The sequence below is a fragment of the Streptomyces scabichelini genome (assembly GCF_011045015.1).
GTDB lineage: Bacteria > Actinomycetota > Actinomycetes > Streptomycetales > Streptomycetaceae > Streptomyces > Streptomyces scabichelini.
On record NZ_JAAKZY010000031.1, the window covers coordinates 42,063 to 65,318 of the forward strand.

Sequence of the window (23,256 nt, forward strand, 5' to 3'; positions counted from 1 at the left end):
CTCCTTCACGTGATGCGCGCAAAGGGACGGACACTGGAGTGGGCCCGTCAGCCGAAGCGGCCGGAGATGTAGTCCTCGGTGCGCTGGTCGGAGGGGTTGGAGAAGATGCGTGCCGTCTCGTCGTACTCGACGAGCCGACCGTGCCGTACGCCCTTGTCGTCGACGTCCGCGGTGAAGAAGGCGGTCCGGTGCGAAACACGCGCCGCCTGCTGCATGTTGTGCGTGACGACGATGATCGTGAACTCCACGGCCAGGTGCTCCATGAGGTCCTCGATCTTCGCGGTGGCGATCGGGTCGAGGGCCGAGCAGGGCTCGTCCATCAGGATCACCTCGGGCTTGACCGCGATGGTGCGGGCGATGCACAGCCGCTGCTGCTGACCACCGGAGAGCGCCAGCGCGGAGGTCTTCAGCTTGTCCTTGACCTCGTCCCACAGCGCCGCGTGCGTGAGGGTCTCCTCGACCAGGTCGTCCAGGTTGCCCTTGAAGCCGCCCACCCGGGGCCCGTACGCGATGTTGTCGTAGATCGACTTCGGGAACGGGTTGGGCTTCTGGAAGACCATGCCGATACGGCGCCGGACCTCGATGGGGTCGACGTCCCGGCCGTACAGATCCTCGTTGTGGTACCGGATCTTGCCCGCCACACGGGCAGTGGGCACCAGGTCGTTCATGCGGTTGAAGCAGCGGATCACGGTGGACTTGCCGCAGCCGGACGGGCCGATCATCGCGGTGATCTGACGCTCGCCGATGTGCAGGTTCACATCGCGTACGGCCTCGTGGTCGCCGTAGAACACCGACAGGCCACCGACCTCGAAGACCGGGCTGGCCAGGGACGGCGCCTCGCGATAGGAGACTCGCGGGGTCCTGGTGCCGCCGACGGAGTCGGAGGGAGAGGTCATGGAAGCCTCCTGGTCGGAGAGAACGGTGATGTCGGTGGGGTCGGATATGGAGGTCATGGCGATCACCACTTGCGGCTGTAGCGGTTGCGGAGCCAGATCGCCAGGGAGTTCATCGCGAGCAGGATCACCAGGAGGATGACGATCGCGGAGGCGGCCAGCGCGGTGAACTCGGCCCTCGACTGGCTGATCCAGCCGAAGATCTGGATCGGCAGCGCGGTGAACGGGCTCTCCACGCCGGTGGGGTTGAAGGTGATGAAGGTCAGCCCGCCGAGCAGCAGCAGCGGAGCCGCCTCACCGATCGCGCGGGACAGCGCGAGGATCGAGCCGGTCGCCATGCCGGGCACGGCCGCCGGGAGCACCTGACGCCAGATCGTCTGCCACTGCGTGGCGCCCAGCGCGAGGGAGGCCTGGCGGATGGACTGCGGCACGGCGCGGATCGCCTCCCGGGAGGCGATGATCACGGTCGGCAGCACCAGCAGGGACAGGGTGAGCGAGGCGGTCAGTACGGTCTGGCCGAAGCCGAGCCCGCGGGAGATGATGCCGAGCCCGAGGATGCCGTAGACGATCGACGGAACGGCCGCCAGGTTCTGGATGTTGATCTCGATGACGCGGTTCCACCAGCGGTTGGCATCCGCGTACTCCTCCAGGTAGATGGCGGCGAGGATGCCGGTCGGCAGGCAGTACAGCGCGGTGAAGGCGATGATCCAGAGCGTGCCCATGATCGCCGACTGGGCGCCCGCGTTCGACGGGTCGATGATGTCCGGGAAGTTCGTCCAGATCCGCGAGTCGAGCCGGGGCCACGCCTCCACGACGACGTACGTGAGGAGCGAGGCGAGGAAGATCACGCCGACCGCGAGCGACGCCCACAGGCTGAGCTGGAAGAACCGCTCCCGCAACGGGGTGCCCTTGCCCTTGAGCCGGGGCACTCCGGGGTCGTCCGCCACGCTGACGTCTCGGTCCATGACGTTGCTCATCACTCGTACACCTCCCGGTACTTGCGGACCAGGCGAATGCTGACCAGGTTCATGACCAGGGTCATCACGAAGAGCAGCAGGCCCACCGCGAAGATCGTCTGGTAGCCGGTGGAGCCGGTCGGCAGGTCACCGATACCGGCGGCGGCGATGAACGCGGTCATCGTCTGCATGCCTTCGAGCGGGTTGAACGACAGATTCGGGCGCCCGCCCGCGGCCACCGCGACGATCATCGTCTCGCCCAGCGCCCGGGAGATGCCGAGCACGATGGCGGCGACGATGCCGGACAGCGCGGCCGGGAAGACCACCCGGGTGGACACCTGCATCCGCGAGGAGCCGAGGGCGAACGCGCCATCGCGCAGCGCGCGCGGCACGGCGTTCATCGAGTCCTCGGCGAGCGAGGCGATCGTCGGGATGATCATGACGCCCATCACGAAACCGGCCGCCAGGGCGTTGAAGACCTGCGGGCCGTCCCCGACTGGCCAGATGTCCTGGAGCAGCGGGGTGATCGCCTTCAGCGCGAAGAAGCCGTAGACGACGGTGGGGATGCCCGCGAGCACCTCGAGAACGGGCTTGAAGACGGTACGGACCCGGGGGTGGGCGTACTCGCTCAGATACACCGCCGCGCCGAGGCCCAGCGGCACGGACACCAGCAGGGCGACGAGCGTGACCATCAGGGTGCCGGTGACCAGCGGGATGACGCCGAAGTGCGGCGGCTTGAACAGCGGTGCCCAGTTGGTGCCGGTGATGAAGTCGCCGAAGTTCACCTTGCCGAAGAACTCGCCGGCGGGCGGGATGAGGGCGATGACGATGCCGATGGTGGTCAGCACCGAGACCAGGGAGGCGGCCACCAGGAGGACCTTGATGGCCTTCTCGCCGTAACGCGGCTGGGACCGCTTCAGGAAGCCGGGGCTTCCGGAAGCGGCCCGCCGCCCAGTGACAGGGGAGCTCATCAGCTCTGCTGCGCCTTGAGGGCGTCGAGGTCCTTCTTCAGCTCGGCCTCCTGCTCACTGTTCAGGGGCACGAACTGGGCCTTCTCCGCGATGTCGGCGTGGTTCTCGACGTAGAACTCGACGAACGCCTCGACCTCCGCCTTCTCCAGCGAGGTGGCCTTCGGGTAGATGAACAGCGGCCTCGAGAGCGGCTTGTAGGTGCCGTCCTGGACGGTCTCGGTGGTGGGCTCGACACAGCCGTCGCCGCCGTCGATCTTCAGGGCCTTGAGCTTGTCCTTGTTCTCCTCGTAGTAGGAGAGACCGAAGTAGCCGAGGCCGCCCTTGGAGCCGGAGACACCCTGGACGGTGACGTTGTCGTCCTCGCTCGGCGAGTAGTCGGTACGGGAGGCACCCTCTTCGCCGTTGATGGCGTCGGTGAAGTAGTCGAAGGTGCCCGAGTCGGTGCCGGCACCGAAGAGCTCAAGCTTCTCGCTCGGGAACTTGGAGTCCACCTGGTTCCAGTTGTTGACCTTGGAGCCGGGCTCCCAGATCTTCTTCAGCTGCTCGACGGTCAGGCACTCGACGAAGTCGTTGTCCTTGCTCACCACGACGGACAGACCGTCGTTGGCGACCGTGAACTCCTCGAACGCGATGCTCTTCTTGTCACAGGCTGCCTTCTCCTCGTCCTTGATCGGACGGGAGGCGTCGGAGATGTCGGTCTCGCCGGCGCAGAACTTCTCGAAGCCGCCGCCGGTGCCGGATGTACCGACCGTGACCTTGACTCCGGAGTTCTCCGCCTGGAAGAGCTGGGCCGCCGCCGTGGACAGCGGCGCCACCGTGCTGGAACCGTCGACCTTGATGTTCCCGGCCAGCTTGCCGTCGCCACCGTCGCCCGAACCCGCATCGGAACCGCCGCACGCGCTCGCGGCCAGCAGGACGGCAGCCGTCAGAGCCAGCGGAGCCTTGGCCCGGCGCAATGAAGAGGAAATATTCACGACTCTCGACCCTTGTGTCTGCCGGGTACTCCGGCGATGGATCGGTGCGCAGCGCGCTCCGTTCGGACACTGTGGATCGAAGTCCGGCTATATGAACGCACGGTGTACGGAGAGTCCCTCTGGCATGAACTATAGCTAGTCATCTATATAGAAGGATCTTGTTCTATTGTCACGGAAGGGTCTCTTGAACTGCTGGTTCATCACTCGACTCCAGCGCGCGACGGGTGAACGGCTGGGAGTCGAAGGGGAAGTGGAATGCGCCGGCGCACGATGACCGGACCCGGCTGGCAAAGCACTGTTCGATCGAAGTTCACCCTTCAGTCGCCTCCGGGCGGGCGAAGGGCCCATAGCGTCCCGCATCGATGGCTGCCTATCAAGCGGGCGGCTGAGAACGATCGTCCCGATCGCGTGGAGGCAACCGTGCACCGTCAGCCCGACGACCGCACAGATCGCACAGGTCAACGCCCCGAGCTCCCCCTGCTCCCGAGCCACAACACCGCCCGGTCGGCGCTCACGTGCCGCTACCGGTGCGGCGACGCCTGCTCCCACGAGGCACCGAACCGCTCACTGAACCCGTACTTCGGCGACATAGTGCAGCGGGCCCTGTCCCGAAGAGGTGTACTCAAGACGGCCACCGTCGTGGCCCTGGCCACCGGCGCCGGCATGGCCACCGCGGCGGCCTCCTCCTCGGCCCCCGTCTCCGGTATACGACCGCCGCGCGGTCTGGACTTCGAGCCCGTCGCACCGAACACCGCGGACGCCGTGACAGTCCCGGACGGCTACGCACAGCAGGTCGTCATCCGCTGGGGCGACCCGGTCCTCGCCGGAGCTCCCCGCTTCGACGCCCACAAGCAGAGCGCCAAGGCCCAGGCCCAGCAGTTCGGCTACAACTGCGACTACATGGCGCTGCTGGACCTGCCGCGCAGCCACGGCCGGCAGGTGCTCGTGGTGAACCACGAGTACACCGACGAGCAGATCATGTTCTTCGGCTACGACCCGGCCGCCCCGACCCGCGAGCAGGCCGAGATCGCCTGGGCCGCGCACGGGCTGACCGTCCTGGTGGTCCGCGCCGACGACCGCTCGGGGCGGCTGTGGCCGGTGACCGGCGACGCGCTGAACCGCCGCATCACCGCCACCACCCCGATCAAGTTCACCGGCCCGGCAGCAGGCAGCGACCTCCTCAAGACGAACGCCGACCCCACCGGCCACACAGTCCTGGGAACGCTCAACAACTGTGGCGGCGGCATCACCCCCTGGGGCACGGTCCTGACCGGCGAGGAGAACTTCAACCAGTACTTCGCCAACGCCGCCGCCGTCACCGACCCCACCGCCAAGCAGCGCCTGGCCCGCTACGGCCTGCCCACCGGGGCGAGCGAGCGCAAGTGGGAGCTCTTCGACGACCGCTTCGACATCGGCAAGGAGCCCAACGAGCCCAACCGCCACGGCTGGATCGTCGAGATCGACCCGCACGACCCCACCTCAACTCCCCGCAAGCGCACCGCCCTCGGCCGCTTCAAGCACGAGGCCGCCGAGCCCCGCCTGACCCGCGACGGCCGGGTCGCCCTCTACATGGGCGACGACGAACGCTTCGACTACCTCTACAAGTACGTCTCCACCAAGACGTACAAGAAGGGCGACAGCCGAGCCGCCCGCGAGCACAACCTCACCCTGCTCGACGAAGGCACCCTGTACGTCGCCAAGTTCACCGGCGACAGCCCGGCCGCCGAGATCGACGGCACCGGAAAGCTGCCCAGCGACGGGCAGTTCGACGGCTCCGGCGAGTGGATCCCGCTCGCCACGGGCGACGTCTCGCACATACCCGGGATGAGCGCCGCAGAGGTGTACGTCTTCACACGGCTGGCCGCCGACAAGGCGGGCGCCACCAAGATGGACCGCCCCGAGGACGTCGAGCCCCACCCGACCACCGGCCGCGTGTACGTCGCGCTGACCAACAACAAGGACCGCGGCGCCACCGGCAAGGCGGGCCCCGACGAGGCCAACCCGCGCATCGGCAACAAGCACGGCCACATCCTGGAACTGGAAGAGCGCCGCTCCGATGCCGCGGCCATGTCCTTCAGCTGGCGGCTGATGCTGGTCTGCGGCGACCCCGAGGACCCCTCGACGTACTTCGCCGGCTTCGACAAGAACCAGGTCAGCCCGATCTCCTGCCCCGACAACGTCGCCTTCGACCCGCACGGCAACCTGTGGATCGCCACCGACGGCAGCGCGCTCGGCTCGAACGACGGCCTGTTCGCGGTGCCCGTCAAGGGCCCCGAACGCGGCCACGTCAAGCAGTTCCTGACCGTGGCGCTCGGCGCCGAGACCTGTGGCCCGATCATCACTGAGGACCGCATCCTGGTCGCCGTCCAGCACCCGGGCGAGCTGGCCGGTGCCACCGCCGAGAAGCCGGCCTCGCTCTGGCCGGACGGGCCGGGCAGTATTCCGCGGCCGTCGGTCGTGACGGTGTGGAAGGAACGCAGGTAGCTGAAAATCCGCCTGGCTGCCCGGGCCGCCTTCGGCTGCCCGGGCAGTGGGTGTGAGGCTGAGACGAATAACGCGGTCTGCCTTTGAGACAGTCAGGAGAAGTGCAGGTCAACGCGATGCGACTGGGCTGACGGGTTGAGAACCTACAACAGGGTTCGTACCCGCCACGGCCTTCACAGGAACTCGGTCGGCCGGGATCGAGACATGCCGGACGGCCCTGGATGTCGGATGCGTCAGAGCGCCGCCAGGACCTCCTCGGCCACCCGTTCGCCGGAGCGGACGGCGCCGTCCATGTACCCGTTCCAGAAGCCGGAGGTCTCGGTCCCGGCCCAGTGGATGCCGCCGGCGGGCTTGCGGAGGGCGGGGCCGTACTGGGTGAGGAGGCCGGGCGGGGCGTAGGCGACGGGGCCGCCGCGTGAGTAGGCCTCGTTGTCCCAGCGTTGGAGCACGAAGGAGGTGGGGGACTTGGCCTTGTCCCCGAAGTAGGTCGCGTAGCTCTTGAGGACGGCCGCCTTGACCTCGTCCGCCGGGGTGGCGTCGAGCGCGCGCATCTGGTCGGACTCGATGAAGCCCATGAGGGCGCCGTAGGAGGCGTCGGAAGGTGAGTTGTCGAAGGTGGAGCGGACGGCGCCGGTGTCGCTGACGACCTGGCCGTTGAGACCGTCGGCGCGCCAGAACGGGGTGTCGTAGACGGCGATCGCCTTGCCGACCGAGCCCATCGGCAGCCGCTGGCTGAGCTGGTCACGGGAGGCGGGCAGCAGCGGGTCGTACGTGATGCGCGCGGCGAGCGGCGGCGGCAGCGCGACGACGACGCGGCGGGCGCTGACGGTCAGACCGTCGGCGGTCACGGTGTACCGGTCGCCGGAGCGGGCGATGGAGCGCACCGGGGCGCTCAGGGCCACGCGGCCGGAGCCCAGTCGCTCGGCGAGCTTCAGCGGCACCTGATGCGAGCCGTTCACGAAGCGGGTGGCCTGGGCGCCGCCTGCGGTCGAGGTGAGGCGTTCCAGGGTGCCGGGGTTCGAGGCGTCGCCGGCGGCGGCGATGTAGAAGAGCACGAAGAGAAGGGAGAGTTCACGGGGTTCGGCGGAGAAGAGGGACGTACAGGCCACGTCGAGGAGGAACTTGGCGGAGGGGATGACGGCGTTGGCCCTCAGCCAGGTCTCGAAGGTCTGCCGGTCCCACTCGGCTGCCTTCGCGGCGGTCCAGGGGGCGTTGACCGGCACCTTGGTGGCCATGTCGTTGAGCATCGCCTGCACGATGGCGGCGTTGGCGAGCCCGGCCGCGTCGACGGGCGGCACCGCGCCGAGTGGCCCGTCGGTGGCGTAGGGGGTGCGCTTGCCGTCCTTGTAGAGGAGGTTGTTGCCGGTGTTGTACGTCGGGAAGGTCGCCACGCCCAGTTCGTCGGCGAGGGCCTTGATCCGGGTCTGGGTCGGGCCGATGAACTCGCCGCCCCCTTCGGTGACCCCGCCGTTCGAGAGCTTCAGGTTGACGACCCGGCCGCCGACGCGGTCGCGGGCCTCCAGGACGACCACGGACGCGCCGGCCGCCACCAGGTCGCGGGCCGCGGTGAGTCCCGCGAGCCCGCCGCCGACGATGGCGACATCGGCCTCGCGGGCGGCGGCCGCCGAGGCGGTGCCCGCGCCGGCGAGGGCGGTTGCCCCGGCGGCCCCGGCAGCGGCGGCGCCGCCGAGCAGTGAGCGTCGGGAGAGTCTTGAGGGGAGTTGTCTGGGGAGCTGTCTTTCGCGTGCCATGGTCATCCTCCGTCGCGGAGAGCAGGCGTACGTATGGCGGATGGAGCCGGAAAGTGAGCAGGGCTCACATCCTGGCCACCGTGGCGATTTCCGTACAGCGCTCTCGGCGCATCTGACTCAGAAGTAACACAGCGAGTACTTAAGGGAGTTGAGGCTCCGTACGACAGGTCCCGTATGGCGGGCCCATACGGCAGGTGCCGTGCGGCAGGGTCCCGTGCGGCAGATCCCGTACGAGGAGCCCGCACGGCAGCCCCGTACGGGCAGGTCCGTGCGGCAGCCCTGTACGGGCAGGTCCCGTACGGAAGGTGACGGCACGCGTTCCGCCGGTACCGCGTTCCGTGCTACCGCCGTGCCGCCGCCGTCTTCGCGATGGCCTTCGCGATCTTCTGGGCGTCGAGGGCGATTTCGCGGAACATGCCGCTGATGGGGTTGGTGAAGCCGGTGAAGTACAGGCCGGGGGCGTTCTCCGGGGTGCGCGCGCCATGGACGACCGGCCGCCCGCTTTCGTCCAGGACGCCGAGGTGTCCGACGATGTCCTCCAGGGCGCGCCGGTAGCCGGTCGCGGCGATGACGACGTCCGGGCCGATCCGGTCGCCGCCCGCGAGGGCGACCTTGCCGTCCTCGAAGCCGTCGACGGCGGCCACGACCTCGACCCGGCCCTTGCGTACGGCGTCGATCAGGCCGACGTCCTGCACCGGGATCGCGCCTTCCTTCACGCGCGAGTAGAGCCCGGTGTCGGGCCGGGGCAGCCCCTGGGCCGACAGGTCCGGCACGCTGATCTTCCCCACCGGCCCGGCCAGCCGGTCCACCAGGCCGACCGGCAGCCGCCGTACGAGAATCCCGGTGAGCTGGGTGGGCCAGCCGGCCGTGGACCGGCGCAGGATGTGCGGGGCGGTCCGCACCGCGAGCCGTACGCGCGAGGCCCCGCCGTCGGCGAGGTCGACGGCGATCTCGGCGCCCGTGTTGCCGATGCCGACGACGAGGACGTCGCGGCCGGCGTAGGGGGCGGCGTTGCGGTAGTCGCCGGCGTGCAGGAACTCGCCGGTGTACGTGTTGCGGCCGGGCCAGTCGGGCACGTGGGGCGTGTGGTTGTAGCCGGTGGCGATCACGACCGCGCTGCCGGTCAGCTCGCGTCCGCCGGTGGCGTGCAGCAGCCAGCCGGTGCCGTCCGCGGCGGGCTCCACGCGGGAGACCTCCACGCCCGTCACGACCTCCAGCTCGTGGTGTTCCGCGTACTTCTCCAGATACCGCACCACGTTGTCCCGCGAGACCCAGCGCCCGAAGGAGCGCGGCATCACAAGGCCGGGGAGGGAGGACAGCCGCCTGGTCGTGTGCAGATGCAGCCGGTCGTAGTGCCGCCGCCAGGAAGCTCCGACGTGCTCGGACTTCTCGAGCACGACGGCTCTCACGCCCTGGGAACGCAGCGCGTACGCCGCGGAGAGCCCGCCGGGGCCGCCGCCTATGACGTACACGGGACGGTCCTCGTGGGACGGCACGGCGTGGGACGTCGAAGTGGATGTCGAGTCGGCCATGTGCCAGAGCGTATTCACGTCGTCACTTGATGGGTCTCGGTCAAGCCCGGAATTGATTGCGAATTGATCACGGCTGTGGGAGAGATGGGTGGGTTCCGTGGCGTAGGGCTTCCGGAGCGCCCGCACGCGTCTTGCGTCTGTGCCGTCCATGCGCTGAACTGACGTACCGTCAGATTCTCGGCTCGGGAGGCGCCATGGACGCGATCTGGCTCACCGGTGCGGAATGGGTCGCCGTGCTGCGTATCGGCCTCGGGTTGTGGTGGCTGGAGAGCTGGCGGCACAAGGACAAGAAGGGCTGGTTCGAGCGGGGGACCGGGATCGCCTGGGCTTCGGACGTCGCGGCGAAGCACCGGTGGAACGCCGTGCGCAGCGGCTTCGACGTCGTCGTCGCGCCCCGGCCGCGGACGATGGCGTACGTCGTCGTCTACGCGGAACTCGCCCTGGGTCTTGGCCTGATCGCCGGCTTCCTGACGCCGATCGCCCTGGTCGGCGGGCTGCTCCTCAACCTGCTCTACCTCGTTCTCATGATCCACGACTGGGCCGAGCAGGGACAGAACTCGATGATGGCGCTGATTTCCCTGGTGGCCCTGTTCGGGATGTCGTGGCAGACGTGGTCGCTCGACAGCGCGCTGGGGCTCTTCTGAGGGGATTCTGAGGGGATGGGGCCAGTGGGCGGGTGTGATGCGCGGGGTTCGGTGGATGTTGTGAGGGGGTGGGTTCGGTGGATGTGACGGGGACGCGGTTCGATGTGCCGGAGGTGGATGCCTTCACGCGGCCGTACTGGGGGGCGGCCGCCCGGGGGCAGTTGCTCGTGCGGCGGTGCGAGGAGTGCGGGCGCGCCCACCACTACCCCCGCGAGTTCTGCCCGCACTGCTGGAGCGAGGACGTGGCCTGGGAGCAGGCGAGCGGCCGTGCCACGCTCTACACCTGGTCCGTCGTCCACCGCAACGACCTGCCGCCCTTCGGCGAGCGCACCCCGTACGTCGCTGCCGTCGTCGATCTCGCGGAGGGGCCGCGGATGATGACCGAGGTCGTGGAGTGCGAGGCCGACGCGCTGCGGGTCGGGATGGGGCTGGAGGTGGCGTTTCGAGAGGCGGGGGAGGTCGTCGTTCCGGTGTTCCGGCCCCAGATGTGAGGCGTGGGGACGTACGAGTTTCAATGGAACGATGGCCCATCTCCACGAGCGGTTCCTCGTCAATCCCTTCCCCGAACTGCACGGTCACGGCCTGCGGTTGCGCTATTGGGACGCCGAGTCCGACCCCGACGTCGAGGCGTGGCTGCGCGGCCTGACCGACCCGGAGTACCGGCGCTGGAACGCCCCGTTCCAGACGATCACGGACAACGAGGGCGCCCGGGATGCGCTCCGCTCGCGGGCCGAGAGTGCGGCGGACGGCAGCGGCGCCTCCTTCCGCGTCACGGACGCGGCCACCGGCGCGACGCTCGGCCACATCGGCGTCAACGACATCAACACCGTCACGCGCTGCGCCCGCGTCGGCTACTGGGTCCTGCCGGAGGCCCGCGGCCGCCACGTCGCCACCCGGGCGCTCATGCTCGCCTCCCGCTGGGCCCTCACCGACCTCGGCCTCCACCGCCTGGAGTTGGGCCACGCCCTCGGCCACGACGCCTCCTGCCACATCGCGGAACGCTGCGGTTTCCGCCACGAGGGCACGCTGCGCGACGCGATGTTCGAGGCGGACCGGCACGACACGTTCCGGGACGTGCACCTGCACGCCCGGATCGCCACGGATCCGGAGCCCTCCGCTCCGCGATGAGCTGAGGGGCCTCAGGGTCTGCGGGCCTTCAGGGCCTTGCTGCCCCGCGCGGCCTGCCGCCTCGCACGGCCTGCAGCCCCGCACGCCCTGCCACCCCTCAGAACCTGCGTGCCCTCACGGCCACAGCAGCTGCCTGGCCCAGCCTCCGTCCGTACGGCGATAGTCGAGCCGTACGTGCCGTCGCCGGGCGTCTCCCTGGAAGAACTCCACCTCGTCCGGCTGGACGCGGTACAGGGTCCAGGTCGGGGCCGTCGCGTCCGGCTCGTGCTGGGCGTGTTCCCAGGCGGACTCCGATGCACGTGCCAACTCGCCGACGGAGTCCAGCACTTCGCTCTGGTGGCCGACCAGGGCCGCCGCCAGGGCGCCGGTCGAGCGGGCGTGCAGGTCCGCCTGGGCCTCCGTCGGCGAAGCGACGGCCACCGGTCCGCGTACGCGGACCTGCCGTCCCTGTACGGGCCAGTAGAAGCCGAGTGCCGCGTACGGACGACCGGCCAGTTGGCGTCCTTTGCGGCTGCTCGAGTGTGTCGCGAAGGACCAGCCGTTCGCGTCCGCGCCGTGCAGCATCACCGTGCGGACGTCGGGCAGACCGTCCGCGTCCGCCGTCGCGAGCGACATGGTGTGCGGCTCGGTCTGACCGGCCGCCGCGGCTTCCGCGAGCCAGCGCGCGAAGAGGGGCAGGGGCTCGTCAGGGGCCTCGGCCGGGTCGAAGGCGGGCAGCTCCGTGTCCCACACGCGCAGCGAACGCAGGAGCTCGTGAAGATCCGTTTCCATACGGGGAGTATCGCCGGACGAGCGGGCGGCAGAGGCGAGAGTGCGGCGGCTCGGGTGTGATTCGCCCTCAGACCGTGCCGAGGTCCGACGAGAGCCAGTGTTCGGGTCGCATGCGGATGACCAACTGCTCGCCGTGTTCCTTCCAGGCGAAGTCGACGTAGCCGTCGACCTTGTCGGCCGGGAGGTAGCGGGCGGAGATTTCCCGGAGATGCTCGATGGTGGCGGGGGTCGTGTCGATGACCGGCCCCTCGATCGACACGTAGCGGATGGTGGGTTCGAGCCGGTCGATCATCAGGGAGAACCGGCCCGCCGCCCCGATCAGCTGGTTCTTGCGGGAGTCGACTCCGGTCAGGATCCACACGGTGCCGTCGGACTCGTACTGGTACCAGATCGGCACCGTGAGCGGGGCCCGTCCCTCCCCGGCGTCCACCGCGAACGCGGCGACGTGGGGCTCGGCCAGGAACTGCTCACGCTCTTCGCGGCTCAGGGCCATGTCGGTCTCCTTCGGCTTCTCCAGTGGTGTGGACGCGGACGTCTTTGTCGTCTCCGTACCGTTTCCGTGTTATCTCCGTCAGCGGATCCGGCACCACTGCGTATTCCGAACACCCCGGTGGGCCGAGGCGGCCGAGGAGGCCGCCTCGGCCCACAAGGGTGGCTCATGGCTCGGTTACCGTCCCGTCCCCCGAGTGACGTGGAAGATGCCCCAGGTGAGGTGCGCATCCCGGCCACCGTCGACCCAGCGGGTGAGGCCCTTCTTCATCTGGACGAGGTAGTCGGAGCTGACCTCGTCCGCCAAGCCGTTCGCCTCCTGGTTCTCGGTCTCCTTCAGGACCCGGCCGTAGTGGGCCACCAGGTGCTCGCGGAGCTCCTCGAAGCCGTCGGCCACACCGTCGGCCGAGCCGCCGTCGGCCGGGGTGAAGCCGAGGCGGGCCAACTCACGGGTGTAGAAGGCCGGGGAGCCCATGTCGTCCAGGTGGATACGGTCCAGGATCGGCTGCAGTACGGCACTGGGGCAGTCGTCCGCCGCCATCGGATCCGTGAAGATGAGGTGGCCGCCGGGGCGCAGTACGCGCGCGGCCTCCTCCAGGACACGGGCCCGGTTGCCGCTGTGCAGGAAGGCGTCCTGGGACCAGACGACGTCGACCTCGCCGTCCGGGTAGGGGATCGCCTCGAAGGAGCCGTCCACCACCTCGATGCGGTCGGCGAGGCCACGGGCGGCGTTCAGCTCTCTGTGCCGCTCGTTCTCCACCTCGCTGAGGTTGAGCGCGAGGACCCGGCAGCCGTACGTCTCGGCCAGATAGCGGGCCGAACCGCCGAAGCCCGAGCCGAGGTCGAGCACCACGGAGTCCTCGGTCAGCTCCAGCTTCGAGGCCATCCGCTCGACGGTGCGGCGGCTGGCCTCCGCGATGGTGTCGCCGGGGCGTTCGTAGAGGCCGATGTGGATGTCCTCGCCGCCCCACACGCGGGCATAGAAGGCGTCGGCGTCGGGCGAGTTGTAGTAACTGCGGGCCGCCCTGACCGCGCCCACGTACGCGCCCTCCCCGCCCCCTTCCGTCTCCATCCGGTACTCCTTCTCCGCCACGTGGATGAAGAAGTCCGGCTGCTCGTCGCGGTAGGTGTGCTGGAAGTCGCCGTAGGTCTCGATGTGCTGGAAGCCCACCTCGGACATGAGCCGGCGGGTGTAGTCCTTCCGCAGCGGGAACATGTTGAGGTGGTAGACGGAGTCGTCCGGGAAGTCGTACCGCATGCGGCACAGCCCCTCGTCGACGTACTCGGGCGCCACGGCGACATCCTCGCCGCAGTAGTAGTACGTGTGCTTGCTCGAGTATCCCCGGTCCAGAATCGCGTCGTAGTTCCGCTGATCCAGGACGAGAATTCCGTCGTGCTTCAGCATCGCGTAGAACTCGGCCAGCGCCCTGCGCCGGTCACGTTCCGAGAAGAGATGCGTGAACGAGTTGCCGAGACAGACGATGGCGTCGTACTCACCGTGCACATCCCGGTTGAGCCAGCGCCAGTCCGCCTGGACGACGCGCAGGATGTGGTCGCCCCTGCGCATTCCGTTCTCGAAGGCGCGCGCCAGCATGTCGGCGCTGCCGTCCGCACTGACGGTGTCGAACCCGGCCTCCAACAGCCGTACGGAATGAAAGCCGGTGCCTGTCGCGACATCGAGTACGCTCTTCACGCCCCGACTGCGCAGCAGGTCGATGAAGAATTTACCTTCGCTCTCCGCCCTCTTTTCCCAGTCTATGAGCGAATCCCACTTCTCGACGAAGCTGGGTGTGTACTCCTCGGTGTAATGGCCGGTTTCTCGTACTTCGACGGGATTGTTTCCGAATTTCTGATCCGGACGCGCGAAAATGGCGAAACCTTCCGTTGTCGGGCTGATGGCCGGCGGCGCGGGTACCTGGAGATCGACGAGCGCATACCCCGAGTCGCGGAAGCCATGCCCCTCCGGGGCGCGGTGTCTGGTGCCACAGGGCGGTGGCCATCACTGTCAACTGCACGACGATCACCCTGTGCGGCAGCTCCGCGTCCACGAACTCCCCGACCTCGGGTGCGCCACAACGCCAGCTCAACACCGGCTCAACACCGGCTCAGGGGGCACGCGTTGCCGTCCGGCTCGCCCCGGGGGCAGCAGCAAATACGTCCACCGTCCACCCGGGACCCGCCGCACGACGGGCCCGGGACCGGCCGTCCGTGAGCACGGCGAGGTGATGCAGCACGGCTTCTCCGCGTACGCCTCGCACGCGGCTGGCGTCGAAGTGGACGCCTATGAGGCAGAGTTGGACTGGAGGGATCTGTCCCGTCGCTCACCCCCGCCCCAGCACCACCGTCCCCGAAGAGCAGAACCACCCACCCGTACCGGACGCGACCGCCAGCCGGGGCAACTCCCCGTCCCGTCGCCGTACTTGGCGCGCCCCCGCCTCCCCCCGCAACTGCCGCACCGCCTCCACCAGCAGGAACAGGCCTCGCATGCCCGGGTGTTGGGCCGACAGCCCGCCCCCGTCCGTGTTCACCGGCAGATCCCCGCTCACCAGCAGCCGTCCCTTCTCGACGAACGCGCCGCCTTCGCCCTTCTCGCAGAAGCCCAGGTCCTCCAGGGTCACGAGGGTCATGTAGGTGAAGGCGTCGTAGATCTGCGCCATGTCCACCTCGTCCGGGCGGACTCCCGCCCGCTCGAAGGCGGTCCGTCCGCTCACCGCCGCCGGGGACACCGTGAAGTCGGACCACTCGGACATGGTGGTGTGGGAGACGTGTTCGCCGGTGCCGAGGATCCACGCCGGGGGAGTACGGCAGTCCCGTACGTACTCCTCGGCCGCCAGCAGTACCGCCGCGCCGCCGTCGGAACGTATGCAGCAGTGGAGCTTGGTGAAGGGGTCCGCGATCATCGGCCCGGACAGGACGTCCTCGACCGTGATCGGGGCGCGGAACATCGCCTCGTCGTTCAGGGCGGCGTTCGCCCGGGCCTGGACGGCCACCGAGGCGAGCTGTTCCAGTGTCGTCCCGTACTGGTGCATATGGCGGCGGGCCGCCATCGCGTACTTCGCGATCAGGGTATGCCCGTACGGGACCTCGAACTGGAGCGGGCCCCGTGCGCCGAACGACAGGTTGCCCGTACGACGGCCCGCCTTGATGTCCGCGCGGGCCGTCGACCCGTACACCAGCAGGACGGCGTTCGCGTGTCCGGCGGCGATCGCGTCCGCCGCGTGGGCCGCCATGACCTCCCAGGTCGAGCCGCCCACCGACGTCGAGTCGACCCACCTCGGCTTCAGGCCCAGATACTCCGCCACCTCGATGGGCGCGAGCGTGCCGAGGCCGGCCGACGCGAAGCCGTCGACGACGTCACGGGTCAGGCCCGAGTCGGCCAGGGCTCGGCGGGCCGCCTGCGCGTGCAGGGTGTACGGGGTCGCCTCGTCCACGCGGCCGCAGTCGGAGAGGGAGACGCCGACCACGGCCACCTTGCGGTTCCCTGGAGTCCTTGGAGTCCCTGGAGTCATGAATCTGACGGTACATCAGATAGTTGGGTGCCAGGGAGGCCGTCGTGCCCCTGTGCATCTCGCGAGTGCCGCTCTAACATGACGCGCCGTCAGATCCCGAGGAGGAGTGGCCCATGGACGCCCGCTTCACCGCCGAACAGGACGAGATCCGCCGCACCCTCCGTGAGCTGCTCCTCAAACGCTGCGGTCCGGAGGAGGTCAGGGCTGCCGTGGGGACCACGGACGGTTACGACCCCGCCCTCTGGGACGCCCTCGCCGGGCAGCTCGGACTGCCCGACCTCGCGCTCCCCGAGGCGTACGGCGGTGTCGGCGGCTGCTCGATGACCGAACTCGCCTTGGCGAGTGAGGAGTTGGGGCGCACTCTCGCCCCCTCGCCCCTGCTCGCCACCGCCGTGCTGAGCGCGCCCCTGCTCCTCGCCCTCGGTACCGAAACCCAGCGCGCCACGCTCCTCCCGCGCCTCTCCTCCGGCGAGCTGACCGCCGCCCTCGCCGTGCCCGGCGCGTGCCTCACCGCCGCCCTCGGGCTGACCGGCGACAACCACGGCGACTGGGCGGGTGGCGGCCGGGCGGGCGGCGTACAGGCCAAGCGTTCGGAAGGAGGCGCCTGGCGGCTGTACGGGCAGGTCGACCAGGTGCTGGACGGGCACAGCGCGGGGCTGCTGATCGTGGCCGCTCACGCCGGGGGGTTCGCCCGGTCCCGCACGCTGCTGTTCCTCGTACGGGAAGGCGGCGACGGGCTCGTACGCGTACGGCAGACGTCCCTCGACGAGACGCGACCACAGGCACGTATACAACTCCGGGACGTGGAAGCCGAATTGCTCGGGGACGAGTCCGCCGACGTGGCGGGCGCGCTGGCCGGCATCGGGGACGCGGCTGCCGCCGTCCTCGCCACGGAGGCCGTCGGCGCAGCCGATCGCGTACTGGAGCGGACCGTCGAGTACGTCAAGCAGCGTGAGCAGTTCGGGCGGGCCATCGGGTCGTTCCAGGCGGTCAAGCACCGGCTGGCGGACCTGTACGTACAGGTCCAGGCGGCCCGCTCGGCCGCCTACTACGCGGCCTGGGCGACGGCCGCGCCCTCGGGTGGGGAGCGGGTCGGCGGGCTCGCGCTGGCGCAGGCCCTGGAGGCGCTGCGCGCCACCGCGTCCGAGGGAGTGCAGCTGCACGGTGGAATCGGGTTCACTTGGGAACACGAGGCACATCTGTACTTCAAGCGGGCGGCCGGCGACGAGCTCCTCTTCGGTCCTGTACACCGGCTGAGGGCGTATGCGGCGGAGGAAGCGCGGCTGTTCGGCGGCGGGGAGGTGGCGGTCTGATGGCTGTAGGAGTCCGGATGGTGCAGAAGGTGTCCTCGACGCGTGCCTTCGCACGGATCGCCCCGCACGTCGTTCCCGCGCTGGACCGCGCGGTACACCGGCTCACCCGTGGAAAAGTCCTGCTCAGCGCACAGATGCTGCCCGGCGTCATCCTCACGGCGCGAGGGGCGAAGAGCGGGCTGCCCCGGCGTACGCCGCTCGCCTGCATGCCGGAAGAAGGGGCTGGGAGCTGGATTCTCGTCGGGTCCAACTTCGGGCGTACGGACCATCCCGCCTGGACCGCCAACCTCCTCGCCCACCCCGACGCGGAGATCAGCTGGAAGGGCAGGGACATCCCGGTCACCGCTCATCTCCTGCGCGGTGAGGAGCGGGACACGGTGTGGAAGACGCTGCTGGACTTCTGGCCGCCCTACTCGACGTACCAGGCACGGGTCACTCGCGAGATCCGGCTCTTCCGGATCGTCCGCCGAGCCGATGAGCCGGACAACGCGACAGGCGGCAGCCCACCGGAGCGAACTCCGAAGTGAACTGCCGCCTGTATGACAGGAATTGGCCTGGAAAGCGTGGGGGGTACCGCATCCGTACCAACTGGATTTACTGGACTGACTGGACTGACTGATAGCTGCCGCGGACTACCTTGTCGGCTTCTTGCCGGTCACGCCCATATGCACCAACAGGGCCAGGTTCGGCTTGAGTTCAGCCTGTTTGACGCCCCACGACTGGAAGCCCTTCTGGTGCGAGGCCACCGCCGCGAGCATCGCGACAAGGGAACCGGCCATCGCCGCCGGGCTCACGTCCTTGTCGACCTTGCCCTTGGCCTGGAGCTCCTTGACCGTGTTCGTAAGGGAGTTGTTCACGGAGTTCAGGATCTTCATACGGATCTTGTAGAACCGTTTGTCCCCCTCGGCGGCGCCCAGATCCACGACGCGCAGGATGGCATCGTTTTTGCGCCAGAAGTCGAGGAAGCCGTCGACGAGCTCCTGGGCCGTCTGCCAGCCGGCCTTGCCGACCCAGGAACGCCCTTCGAGCAGCTCGGTCAACCCGGCGCCCTCCGTGGCCATTTGCTCGGCGATCTCCAGGACGGCGCCCTCGACGTCCGGGAAGTACTGATAGAAGGTCGCCGGTGACGTGCCCGCCTTCCGCGCGACGTCAATGACTTTGACGTCCCGGTAGGGCGACGAGCTGAGCATCTCGCTGAGGCAGTCGAGCAGCTTCTGCCGAGTCGCCTGCCCACGTCGTCCGGCCACTCGGCCGTCGACTGTACGCACTTGTCCTGTCATGCCGTCAGCTTACCGAGGGGTGATCGGAGCGCGATTCGGCCGACTGCAAATGGGGTGCGACCGCTCTGCGGGATGCGCGGAAGGCCATTAACTTGGCTTTATGGCCGATTCCGCCGAATCCACGCCTGCCGCCGCGTCTGCCGGTTCATCCGCCGGTTCATCCGCCGGTTTCGAGGAGGGCGTCCCCTGCTGGATCGATGCCCAGCTCTCCGATGTGGAGGCGGGCAAGCGCTTCTACGGCGAGCTCTTCGGGTGGACCTTCGGGGTGGGGTACGGGTCCTCCACCTGGGCGTACAGCGAGGAGCGTGCCGTGGCCGCGCTCACGCCCAAGCGGGACGGGCGGATGCCCACCGTCTGGACGGTGTTCTTCGCGACGCCGGACGCGGCCGGCCTGGGCGAGCGGATCCGGGCAGCGGGCGGCCAGGTGATCACGGAGCCGGTGCCGCTTGACCCGTACGGCACGATGGCGCTCGCCGCCGACCAGGAGGGCGCCGTCTTCGGGCTCTGGGAGGGCGACGAGCATGCCGGTTTCGGGCGGCGGCACATGCCGGGCACCTTCGGCTGGGTCGAGCTGTACGCCAGGGACACCAAGCTCGCCGACGACTTCTACGGCGATCTCTTCCACGACACCCTCTTCGGCCCCGACGCCGCCCCCGACTTCGGCCGTGCCCCCGTCTCCGACGTCTTCCCGGCCGAGATGCCGCCCCACTTTCTTGTCCACTTCTCGGTGGAGGACTGCGGCGCCGCACTCGATACGGTGACCCGACTGGGCGGCCGGATTCAGGCGCCGCCTTTTGAGACGTCGTACGGGATCGTGGCGGTCGTCACCGACAATCAGGGGGCGTCCTTCGCGATGCTCCAGCGCTGAGCAGGGCTGAGCAGGGCTGGGAAGCGGGACCGATGTGACCACATTTGTCCCTGAACGCACCGAGACATCCAGGTCCGGCCCCGGGTTCGCAACCGGTGGCCGGGCCAGGAAGAATCGGAGTGCGTGCCGCCGGAGCGGTTCGGTGGTGAGACGCTGCGCAGTGGCTGGAAACGCAGCCGCGTACGGGGAGGTGGCAGGCAAGTGGTGGATCAGCTGACGCAGCACGATCCGCGGCGGATCGGGCCGTTCGAGGTGCTGGGACGGCTGGGTGCCGGCGGCATGGGGCTGGTCTATCTCGCGCGCTCGGCTTCGGGCCGGCGTGTGGCGATCAAGACGGTCAGGACGGAACTCGCCGAGGACCAGCTGTTCCGGGTCCGCTTCACCCGCGAGGTCGAGGCGGCCCGCGCCGTGTCCGGCTTCTACACGGCTGCCGTGGTCGACGCCGACCCGCGTGCGGCCGTGCCGTGGCTGGCCACCGCGTACGTCCCCGCGCCCTCCCTCGAAGAGATAGTGACCGAGTGCGGGCCGCTTCCGGCCCAGGCGGTGCGCTGGCTGGCGGCGGGCGTCGCGGAGGCGCTGCAGTCCATCCACGGCGCCGGACTCGTGCACCGGGACCTCAAGCCGTCCAATGTCCTCGTCGTCGAGGACGGCCCCCGTGTGATCGACTTCGGCATCGCGTCCGGCGTCTCCAACACCCGGCTGACGATGACCAACGTCGCCGTGGGCACCCCCGCGTACATGTCACCCGAGCAGGCCAAGGACTCACGCAGCGTGACCGGCGCGAGCGATGTCTTCTCGCTCGGCTCGATGCTCGTGTTCGCCGCCACCGGCCACGCGCCCTTCCACGGCGCGAACCCGGTCGAGACGGTCTTCATGCTGCTGCGGGAGGGCCCGGACCTCGAAGGCCTCCCGGAGGAACTGCGGCCGCTGATCGAGTCCTGTATGAACATGGAAGTGGCCCTCCGCCCCAACCCCGCCGACCTCCAGGCCCAGCTCGCGCCGCATCTGTTCGGCTCGGGTTCCGACGACAGTGGTACGGCGTCCGCGTGGCTGCCCGAGCGGGCCGTGAGCCTGATCGAGGTGCGCCGCGGGGGCCGTCCAGCCCCTTCCACGAAGCCGTCCTCGGGCCGCAGCGGTGGTGGGCGGGGTGCGCCCGGAGCACACGGAGCACCTGGAGCACCCGGTGCGCCTGGCGTGCCGCCTCCGCCGCCGAACGAGCCGCCGCCCGTTCCCGTCGGCGCGGGCACCGGCCGGCACGGTGGCGCGCCCGACAACGGGCCCGTACATCTCGCAGGCGCCCCGGTGCCCATCGGACCCGGCCCGCGCGTCGCCGACGCCCGTGCCGCCGCCGTGAAGGCACCTCCTCCGGAAGCGGGACTCGCCGCCTCCTGGTCCCGGCCGCGCCCCGGCGTCAACGGCGCCGACCCCGCCGTGACCGCGCCCCCGGCGGCTCCCGAGCCCGACTCCGGCTCGTCCTGGCGGCCGTGGCGCTTCCGCATGTCGAACGACGTGTGGGGCACGCCCGCCGTCGCCGGCGACCTCGTCTACGTCACCTCCTTCGAAGTCCACGCCCTGGATGTGGCGACCGGTCGCCGCCGCTTCAAGACACGGGACGTCGCCTGGTCCATGGCGGTCTCGGACGGCCGTATCCACGCCTCCGACGGCCCGACCCTCTTCGCCCTGGACGCCCGCGAGGGCGGCGACCTGTGGCGGCTGCCGACCGATGCCTGGGTGTATTCGCTTCAGGCGGACCGCGGCACCGTCGTCACCGGCACCCGCGGCGGCGGCGTACAGGCCTGGGAGGCCTCGGGCGGCCAGAAGCTCTGGGAGATCACGGGCGCCCAGGCCGACTTCGAGTCGCCCGAGGCCGGGCCCGTCGTCCACGACGGAACGGTGTACGTGTGGAAGGACGCCCGCCTGCGCGCCCTCGAAGCACGCACGGGCGAGGAACGCTGGTCCTACCCCATCGGCGACGCGGCCTCCTGCGGCGGCGTCCCGGTCCGTCTCACCCCGGCCGACGACGGATACGTGTACGTGTCCGCCGGCACCCGCGTCCTCGCCATCGACATCACCGGCGGACACGTCCGCTGGCACTTCGAGGCGCCCGCGGTGTTCCTCAGCCCGCCCACCTTCGCGCCGGGCCCCGCGGTCACCGGCGGCGGGATCTACCTCGCCGACTACCTCGGCACGGTGTACGCCCTCGATGCCACCGACGGCCGAGACCGCTGGCGCATCGCCACGGAGTCCCGCGCCTCGATCGAGCCGGTCCTCGTCGAGGCCGGGCACGTCCACGTCGGCAGCGGCAAGGGCCTCTACACCCTGGACGCCGTCACCGGCACCCCGAAGTGGCGCTTCCAGGCGGGCGGCGACATCGTCGGCGCCCCCGCGGTCGCCGATGAACGGATCCACTTCGGCTCCACGGACCACCTCCTCTACACCCTGAAGGCCGACGACGGCCGCCTCCGCTGGAAGCTCGCCACCGGCGGCGAGATCACCGGCGCCCCGGTCGTCAAGGACGGCGTGGTGTACGCCTGCAGCAAGGACCGCTGCGTGTACGCGCTGGACGCGGAGAAGGGAACGGGGACGGCCCGGACGTAACCCTCACCGCACCCTGAAGTCCCGGCGGCGGCCCGCGAAGAGTCCCGCCTGCCGCTCGCCGGGGAGATTGCCCAGCGAGACGAGGTGCGGGGCGTGCGCGAGCGCCTGGGCGCGCGTCGCCTCCCTGGCCGCCCAGACGGCCCGTACCGTCCCCTGGACCGCCTCCGTCGGATACGAGGCGATCACCGCGGCGGCCTCCTCCGCCGCAGCCAACGCCCCACCCGCCACGGTGAGTTCGGACACGAGCCCGATCTCGTACGCCCGCTGCGCGGACATCCGCTCGGCCGTCCCCATCAACGCCATCCGCGCGACCTCCCCGAACGGCATCCGCTGCGCCATGTAGATCGACTCGTACGCGCTGACCATGCCGTACGTCGTATGCGGGTCGAAGAAGGTGGCGGTCGAGTCGGCCACGACGAACTCCGCCTCGCCGAGAAGGTAGAAGGCTCCTCCGCAGGCCATCCCCTGCACGGCCGCGATCACGGGCTTCCACAGATCGTTCGCCTTGGGTCCGACCGTCTCTAGCGGATCGTCCACCATGTAGGGCGAGCCGGGCTGCGGCACCTCGACGCCCCGGTCGAGCCCCGTACAGAAGGCCCGCTCACCCGCCCCCGTGAGGACGACCGCACGCACGGAGTCGTCGAACCTCAGCTCCCGCCAGGCGGCGACCAGTTCGGCGGCCAGAGCGAGATCGATCGCGTTGAGTTTCCCGGGCCGGTCGAGGGTGAGCACGGCGACGCCGGTGCTCTTGTCGGCGGAGACACGGAGGGAGACAGGAGAGGTCATGGGCGTTCCCGTACCCACTGGGGCAGGCCCGTGCCGCCGAAGACCACCTGCACCTTCGCCCCGATCCGGATCCGCTCCCGCGGAACGGAGTCGAGCGGCGCGTCCGGCCCGCTGACCAGATTCCCGACGAGCCGGATGCGTGGCGCCTCGACGAGCTCGACGACGATCACGTTGTACGGAGCCTGCTCCGCGTACGCCGGAAGGAGCGGCGGATGCGGGACGACGTACGACCAGATCCGCCCCTTCCCGCTCATCCGCCGCCACTCGCTCGCGAAGGACTGGCAGTGGGGGCAGCAGGGGCTGGCTCTT

At 69.6% G+C, this 23,256-nt stretch carries 21 protein-coding genes; 8 read left to right on the forward strand and 13 right to left on the reverse strand.

Features of this window, described 5'->3' with window-relative positions; genetic code table 11:
* Window positions 1-47: 47 nt before the first annotated feature.
* The 4 genes from pstB to G5C60_RS12750 form a co-directional block, all read right to left on the reverse strand.
* On the reverse strand, window positions 48-896 hold the full coding sequence (gene pstB / locus G5C60_RS12735; RefSeq protein WP_165258291.1) for a phosphate ABC transporter ATP-binding protein PstB: 849 nt from the start codon (window positions 894-896) through the stop codon (window positions 48-50).
* A 62-nt stretch (window positions 897-958) separates the two neighbouring features.
* Window positions 959-1,870: a phosphate ABC transporter permease PstA gene (gene pstA, locus G5C60_RS12740; protein ID WP_241266747.1), complete on the reverse strand. Its 912-nt coding sequence runs from the start codon at window positions 1,868-1,870 to the stop codon at window positions 959-961.
* Window positions 1,870-2,820: a phosphate ABC transporter permease subunit PstC gene (gene pstC / locus G5C60_RS12745; RefSeq protein WP_165258249.1), complete on the reverse strand. Its 951-nt coding sequence runs from the start codon at window positions 2,818-2,820 to the stop codon at window positions 1,870-1,872. Before pstC ends, pstA begins: the two co-directional genes overlap by 1 nt.
* Window positions 2,820-3,794, reverse strand: coding sequence for a phosphate ABC transporter substrate-binding protein PstS family protein (locus G5C60_RS12750; RefSeq protein ID WP_165258251.1), 975 nt, complete (start codon window positions 3,792-3,794; stop codon window positions 2,820-2,822). Before G5C60_RS12750 ends, pstC begins: the two co-directional genes overlap by 1 nt.
* A 420-nt stretch (window positions 3,795-4,214) precedes the next feature.
* On the opposite strand from G5C60_RS12750, the gene G5C60_RS12755 reads away from it, so the two are divergent.
* On the forward strand, window positions 4,215-6,278 hold the full coding sequence (locus tag G5C60_RS12755; protein WP_338145800.1) for a PhoX family protein: 2,064 nt from the start codon (window positions 4,215-4,217) through the stop codon (window positions 6,276-6,278).
* Between the two features lie 233 nt (window positions 6,279-6,511).
* Here the strand turns inward: G5C60_RS12755 and G5C60_RS12760 are convergent, their stop codons facing one another.
* Both G5C60_RS12760 and G5C60_RS12765 read right to left on the reverse strand, forming a co-directional pair.
* Window positions 6,512-8,029, reverse strand: coding sequence for a flavin monoamine oxidase family protein (locus tag G5C60_RS12760; protein ID WP_165258253.1), 1,518 nt, complete (start codon window positions 8,027-8,029; stop codon window positions 6,512-6,514).
* A 341-nt stretch (window positions 8,030-8,370) separates the two neighbouring features.
* The gene (locus tag G5C60_RS12765) at window positions 8,371-9,561 is read right to left on the reverse strand and encodes a flavin-containing monooxygenase (protein WP_165258255.1); all 1,191 of its coding nucleotides are present in this window, start codon (window positions 9,559-9,561) and stop codon (window positions 8,371-8,373) included.
* A gap of 194 nt (window positions 9,562-9,755) precedes the next feature.
* Here G5C60_RS12765 and G5C60_RS12770 point away from each other — a divergent pair, with 194 nt between their 5' ends.
* The 3 genes from G5C60_RS12770 to G5C60_RS12780 all read left to right on the forward strand — a co-directional run bounded on the left by G5C60_RS12770 (window position 9,756) and on the right by G5C60_RS12780 (window position 11,333).
* A complete protein-coding gene (locus tag G5C60_RS12770; protein WP_165258257.1) occupies window positions 9,756-10,205 on the forward strand; it encodes a DoxX family protein in 450 nt (149 codons plus the stop codon).
* An 83-nt stretch (window positions 10,206-10,288) separates the two neighbouring features.
* Complete coding sequence (locus tag G5C60_RS12775; protein ID WP_165258297.1) at window positions 10,289-10,696, forward strand: OB-fold domain-containing protein; 408 nt, start codon at window positions 10,289-10,291, stop codon at window positions 10,694-10,696.
* Window positions 10,697-10,727: 31 nt separating this feature from the next.
* Complete coding sequence (locus G5C60_RS12780) at window positions 10,728-11,333, forward strand: GNAT family N-acetyltransferase (protein ID WP_165258259.1); 606 nt, start codon at window positions 10,728-10,730, stop codon at window positions 11,331-11,333.
* Window positions 11,334-11,447: 114 nt separating this feature from the next.
* On the opposite strand, the gene G5C60_RS12785 is transcribed toward G5C60_RS12780, so the two are convergent.
* The 4 genes from G5C60_RS12785 to G5C60_RS12800 all read right to left on the reverse strand — a co-directional run bounded on the left by G5C60_RS12785 (window position 11,448) and on the right by G5C60_RS12800 (window position 16,102).
* The gene (locus G5C60_RS12785) at window positions 11,448-12,104 is read right to left on the reverse strand and encodes a pyridoxine/pyridoxamine 5'-phosphate oxidase (protein ID WP_165258261.1); all 657 of its coding nucleotides are present in this window, start codon (window positions 12,102-12,104) and stop codon (window positions 11,448-11,450) included.
* Between the two features lie 67 nt (window positions 12,105-12,171).
* Complete coding sequence (locus tag G5C60_RS12790; RefSeq protein WP_165258263.1) at window positions 12,172-12,597, reverse strand: pyridoxamine 5'-phosphate oxidase family protein; 426 nt, start codon at window positions 12,595-12,597, stop codon at window positions 12,172-12,174.
* A gap of 174 nt (window positions 12,598-12,771) precedes the next feature.
* A complete protein-coding gene (locus G5C60_RS12795; RefSeq protein WP_478503120.1) occupies window positions 12,772-14,490 on the reverse strand; it encodes a glycine/sarcosine N-methyltransferase in 1,719 nt (572 codons plus the stop codon).
* Window positions 14,491-14,914: 424 nt separating this feature from the next.
* Entirely contained in the window at window positions 14,915-16,102 is a 1,188-nt protein-coding gene (locus G5C60_RS12800; protein ID WP_165258265.1) for a thiolase C-terminal domain-containing protein, read from the reverse strand.
* 113 nt (window positions 16,103-16,215) lie between these two features.
* On the opposite strand from G5C60_RS12800, the gene G5C60_RS12805 reads away from it, so the two are divergent.
* Together G5C60_RS12805 and G5C60_RS12810 are read left to right on the forward strand one after the other, a co-directional pair.
* Complete coding sequence (locus G5C60_RS12805) at window positions 16,216-17,415, forward strand: acyl-CoA dehydrogenase family protein (RefSeq protein ID WP_165258267.1); 1,200 nt, start codon at window positions 16,216-16,218, stop codon at window positions 17,413-17,415.
* Entirely contained in the window at window positions 17,415-17,942 is a 528-nt protein-coding gene (locus tag G5C60_RS12810) for a nitroreductase family deazaflavin-dependent oxidoreductase (protein WP_165258269.1), read from the forward strand. The genes G5C60_RS12805 and G5C60_RS12810 overlap by 1 nt, the downstream gene beginning before the upstream one ends.
* 105 nt (window positions 17,943-18,047) lie before the next feature.
* Here the strand turns inward: G5C60_RS12810 and G5C60_RS12815 are convergent, their stop codons facing one another.
* Window positions 18,048-18,695, reverse strand: a complete 648-nt coding sequence (locus tag G5C60_RS12815; protein ID WP_165258271.1) for a TetR family transcriptional regulator — start codon at window positions 18,693-18,695, stop codon at window positions 18,048-18,050.
* 100 nt (window positions 18,696-18,795) lie between these two features.
* Between G5C60_RS12815 and kbpA the strand changes: the two genes are divergently transcribed.
* On the forward strand, window positions 18,796-19,563 hold the full coding sequence (gene kbpA, locus G5C60_RS12820) for an AfsK-binding protein KbpA (RefSeq protein WP_165258273.1): 768 nt from the start codon (window positions 18,796-18,798) through the stop codon (window positions 19,561-19,563).
* Window positions 19,564-19,764: 201 nt separating this feature from the next.
* Window positions 19,765-22,161, forward strand: a complete 2,397-nt coding sequence (afsK, locus tag G5C60_RS12825) for a protein serine/threonine kinase AfsK (RefSeq protein ID WP_165258275.1) — start codon at window positions 19,765-19,767, stop codon at window positions 22,159-22,161.
* Window positions 22,162-22,164: 3 nt separating this feature from the next.
* On the opposite strand, the gene G5C60_RS12830 is transcribed toward afsK, so the two are convergent.
* Complete coding sequence (locus G5C60_RS12830; RefSeq protein WP_165258277.1) at window positions 22,165-22,947, reverse strand: enoyl-CoA hydratase/isomerase family protein; 783 nt, start codon at window positions 22,945-22,947, stop codon at window positions 22,165-22,167.
* Window positions 22,944-23,256, reverse strand: a 313-nt coding sequence (locus tag G5C60_RS12835) for a Zn-ribbon domain-containing OB-fold protein (protein WP_165258279.1), incomplete at its 5' end; no start/stop codon positions are given. The genes G5C60_RS12830 and G5C60_RS12835, both read right to left, overlap by 4 nt.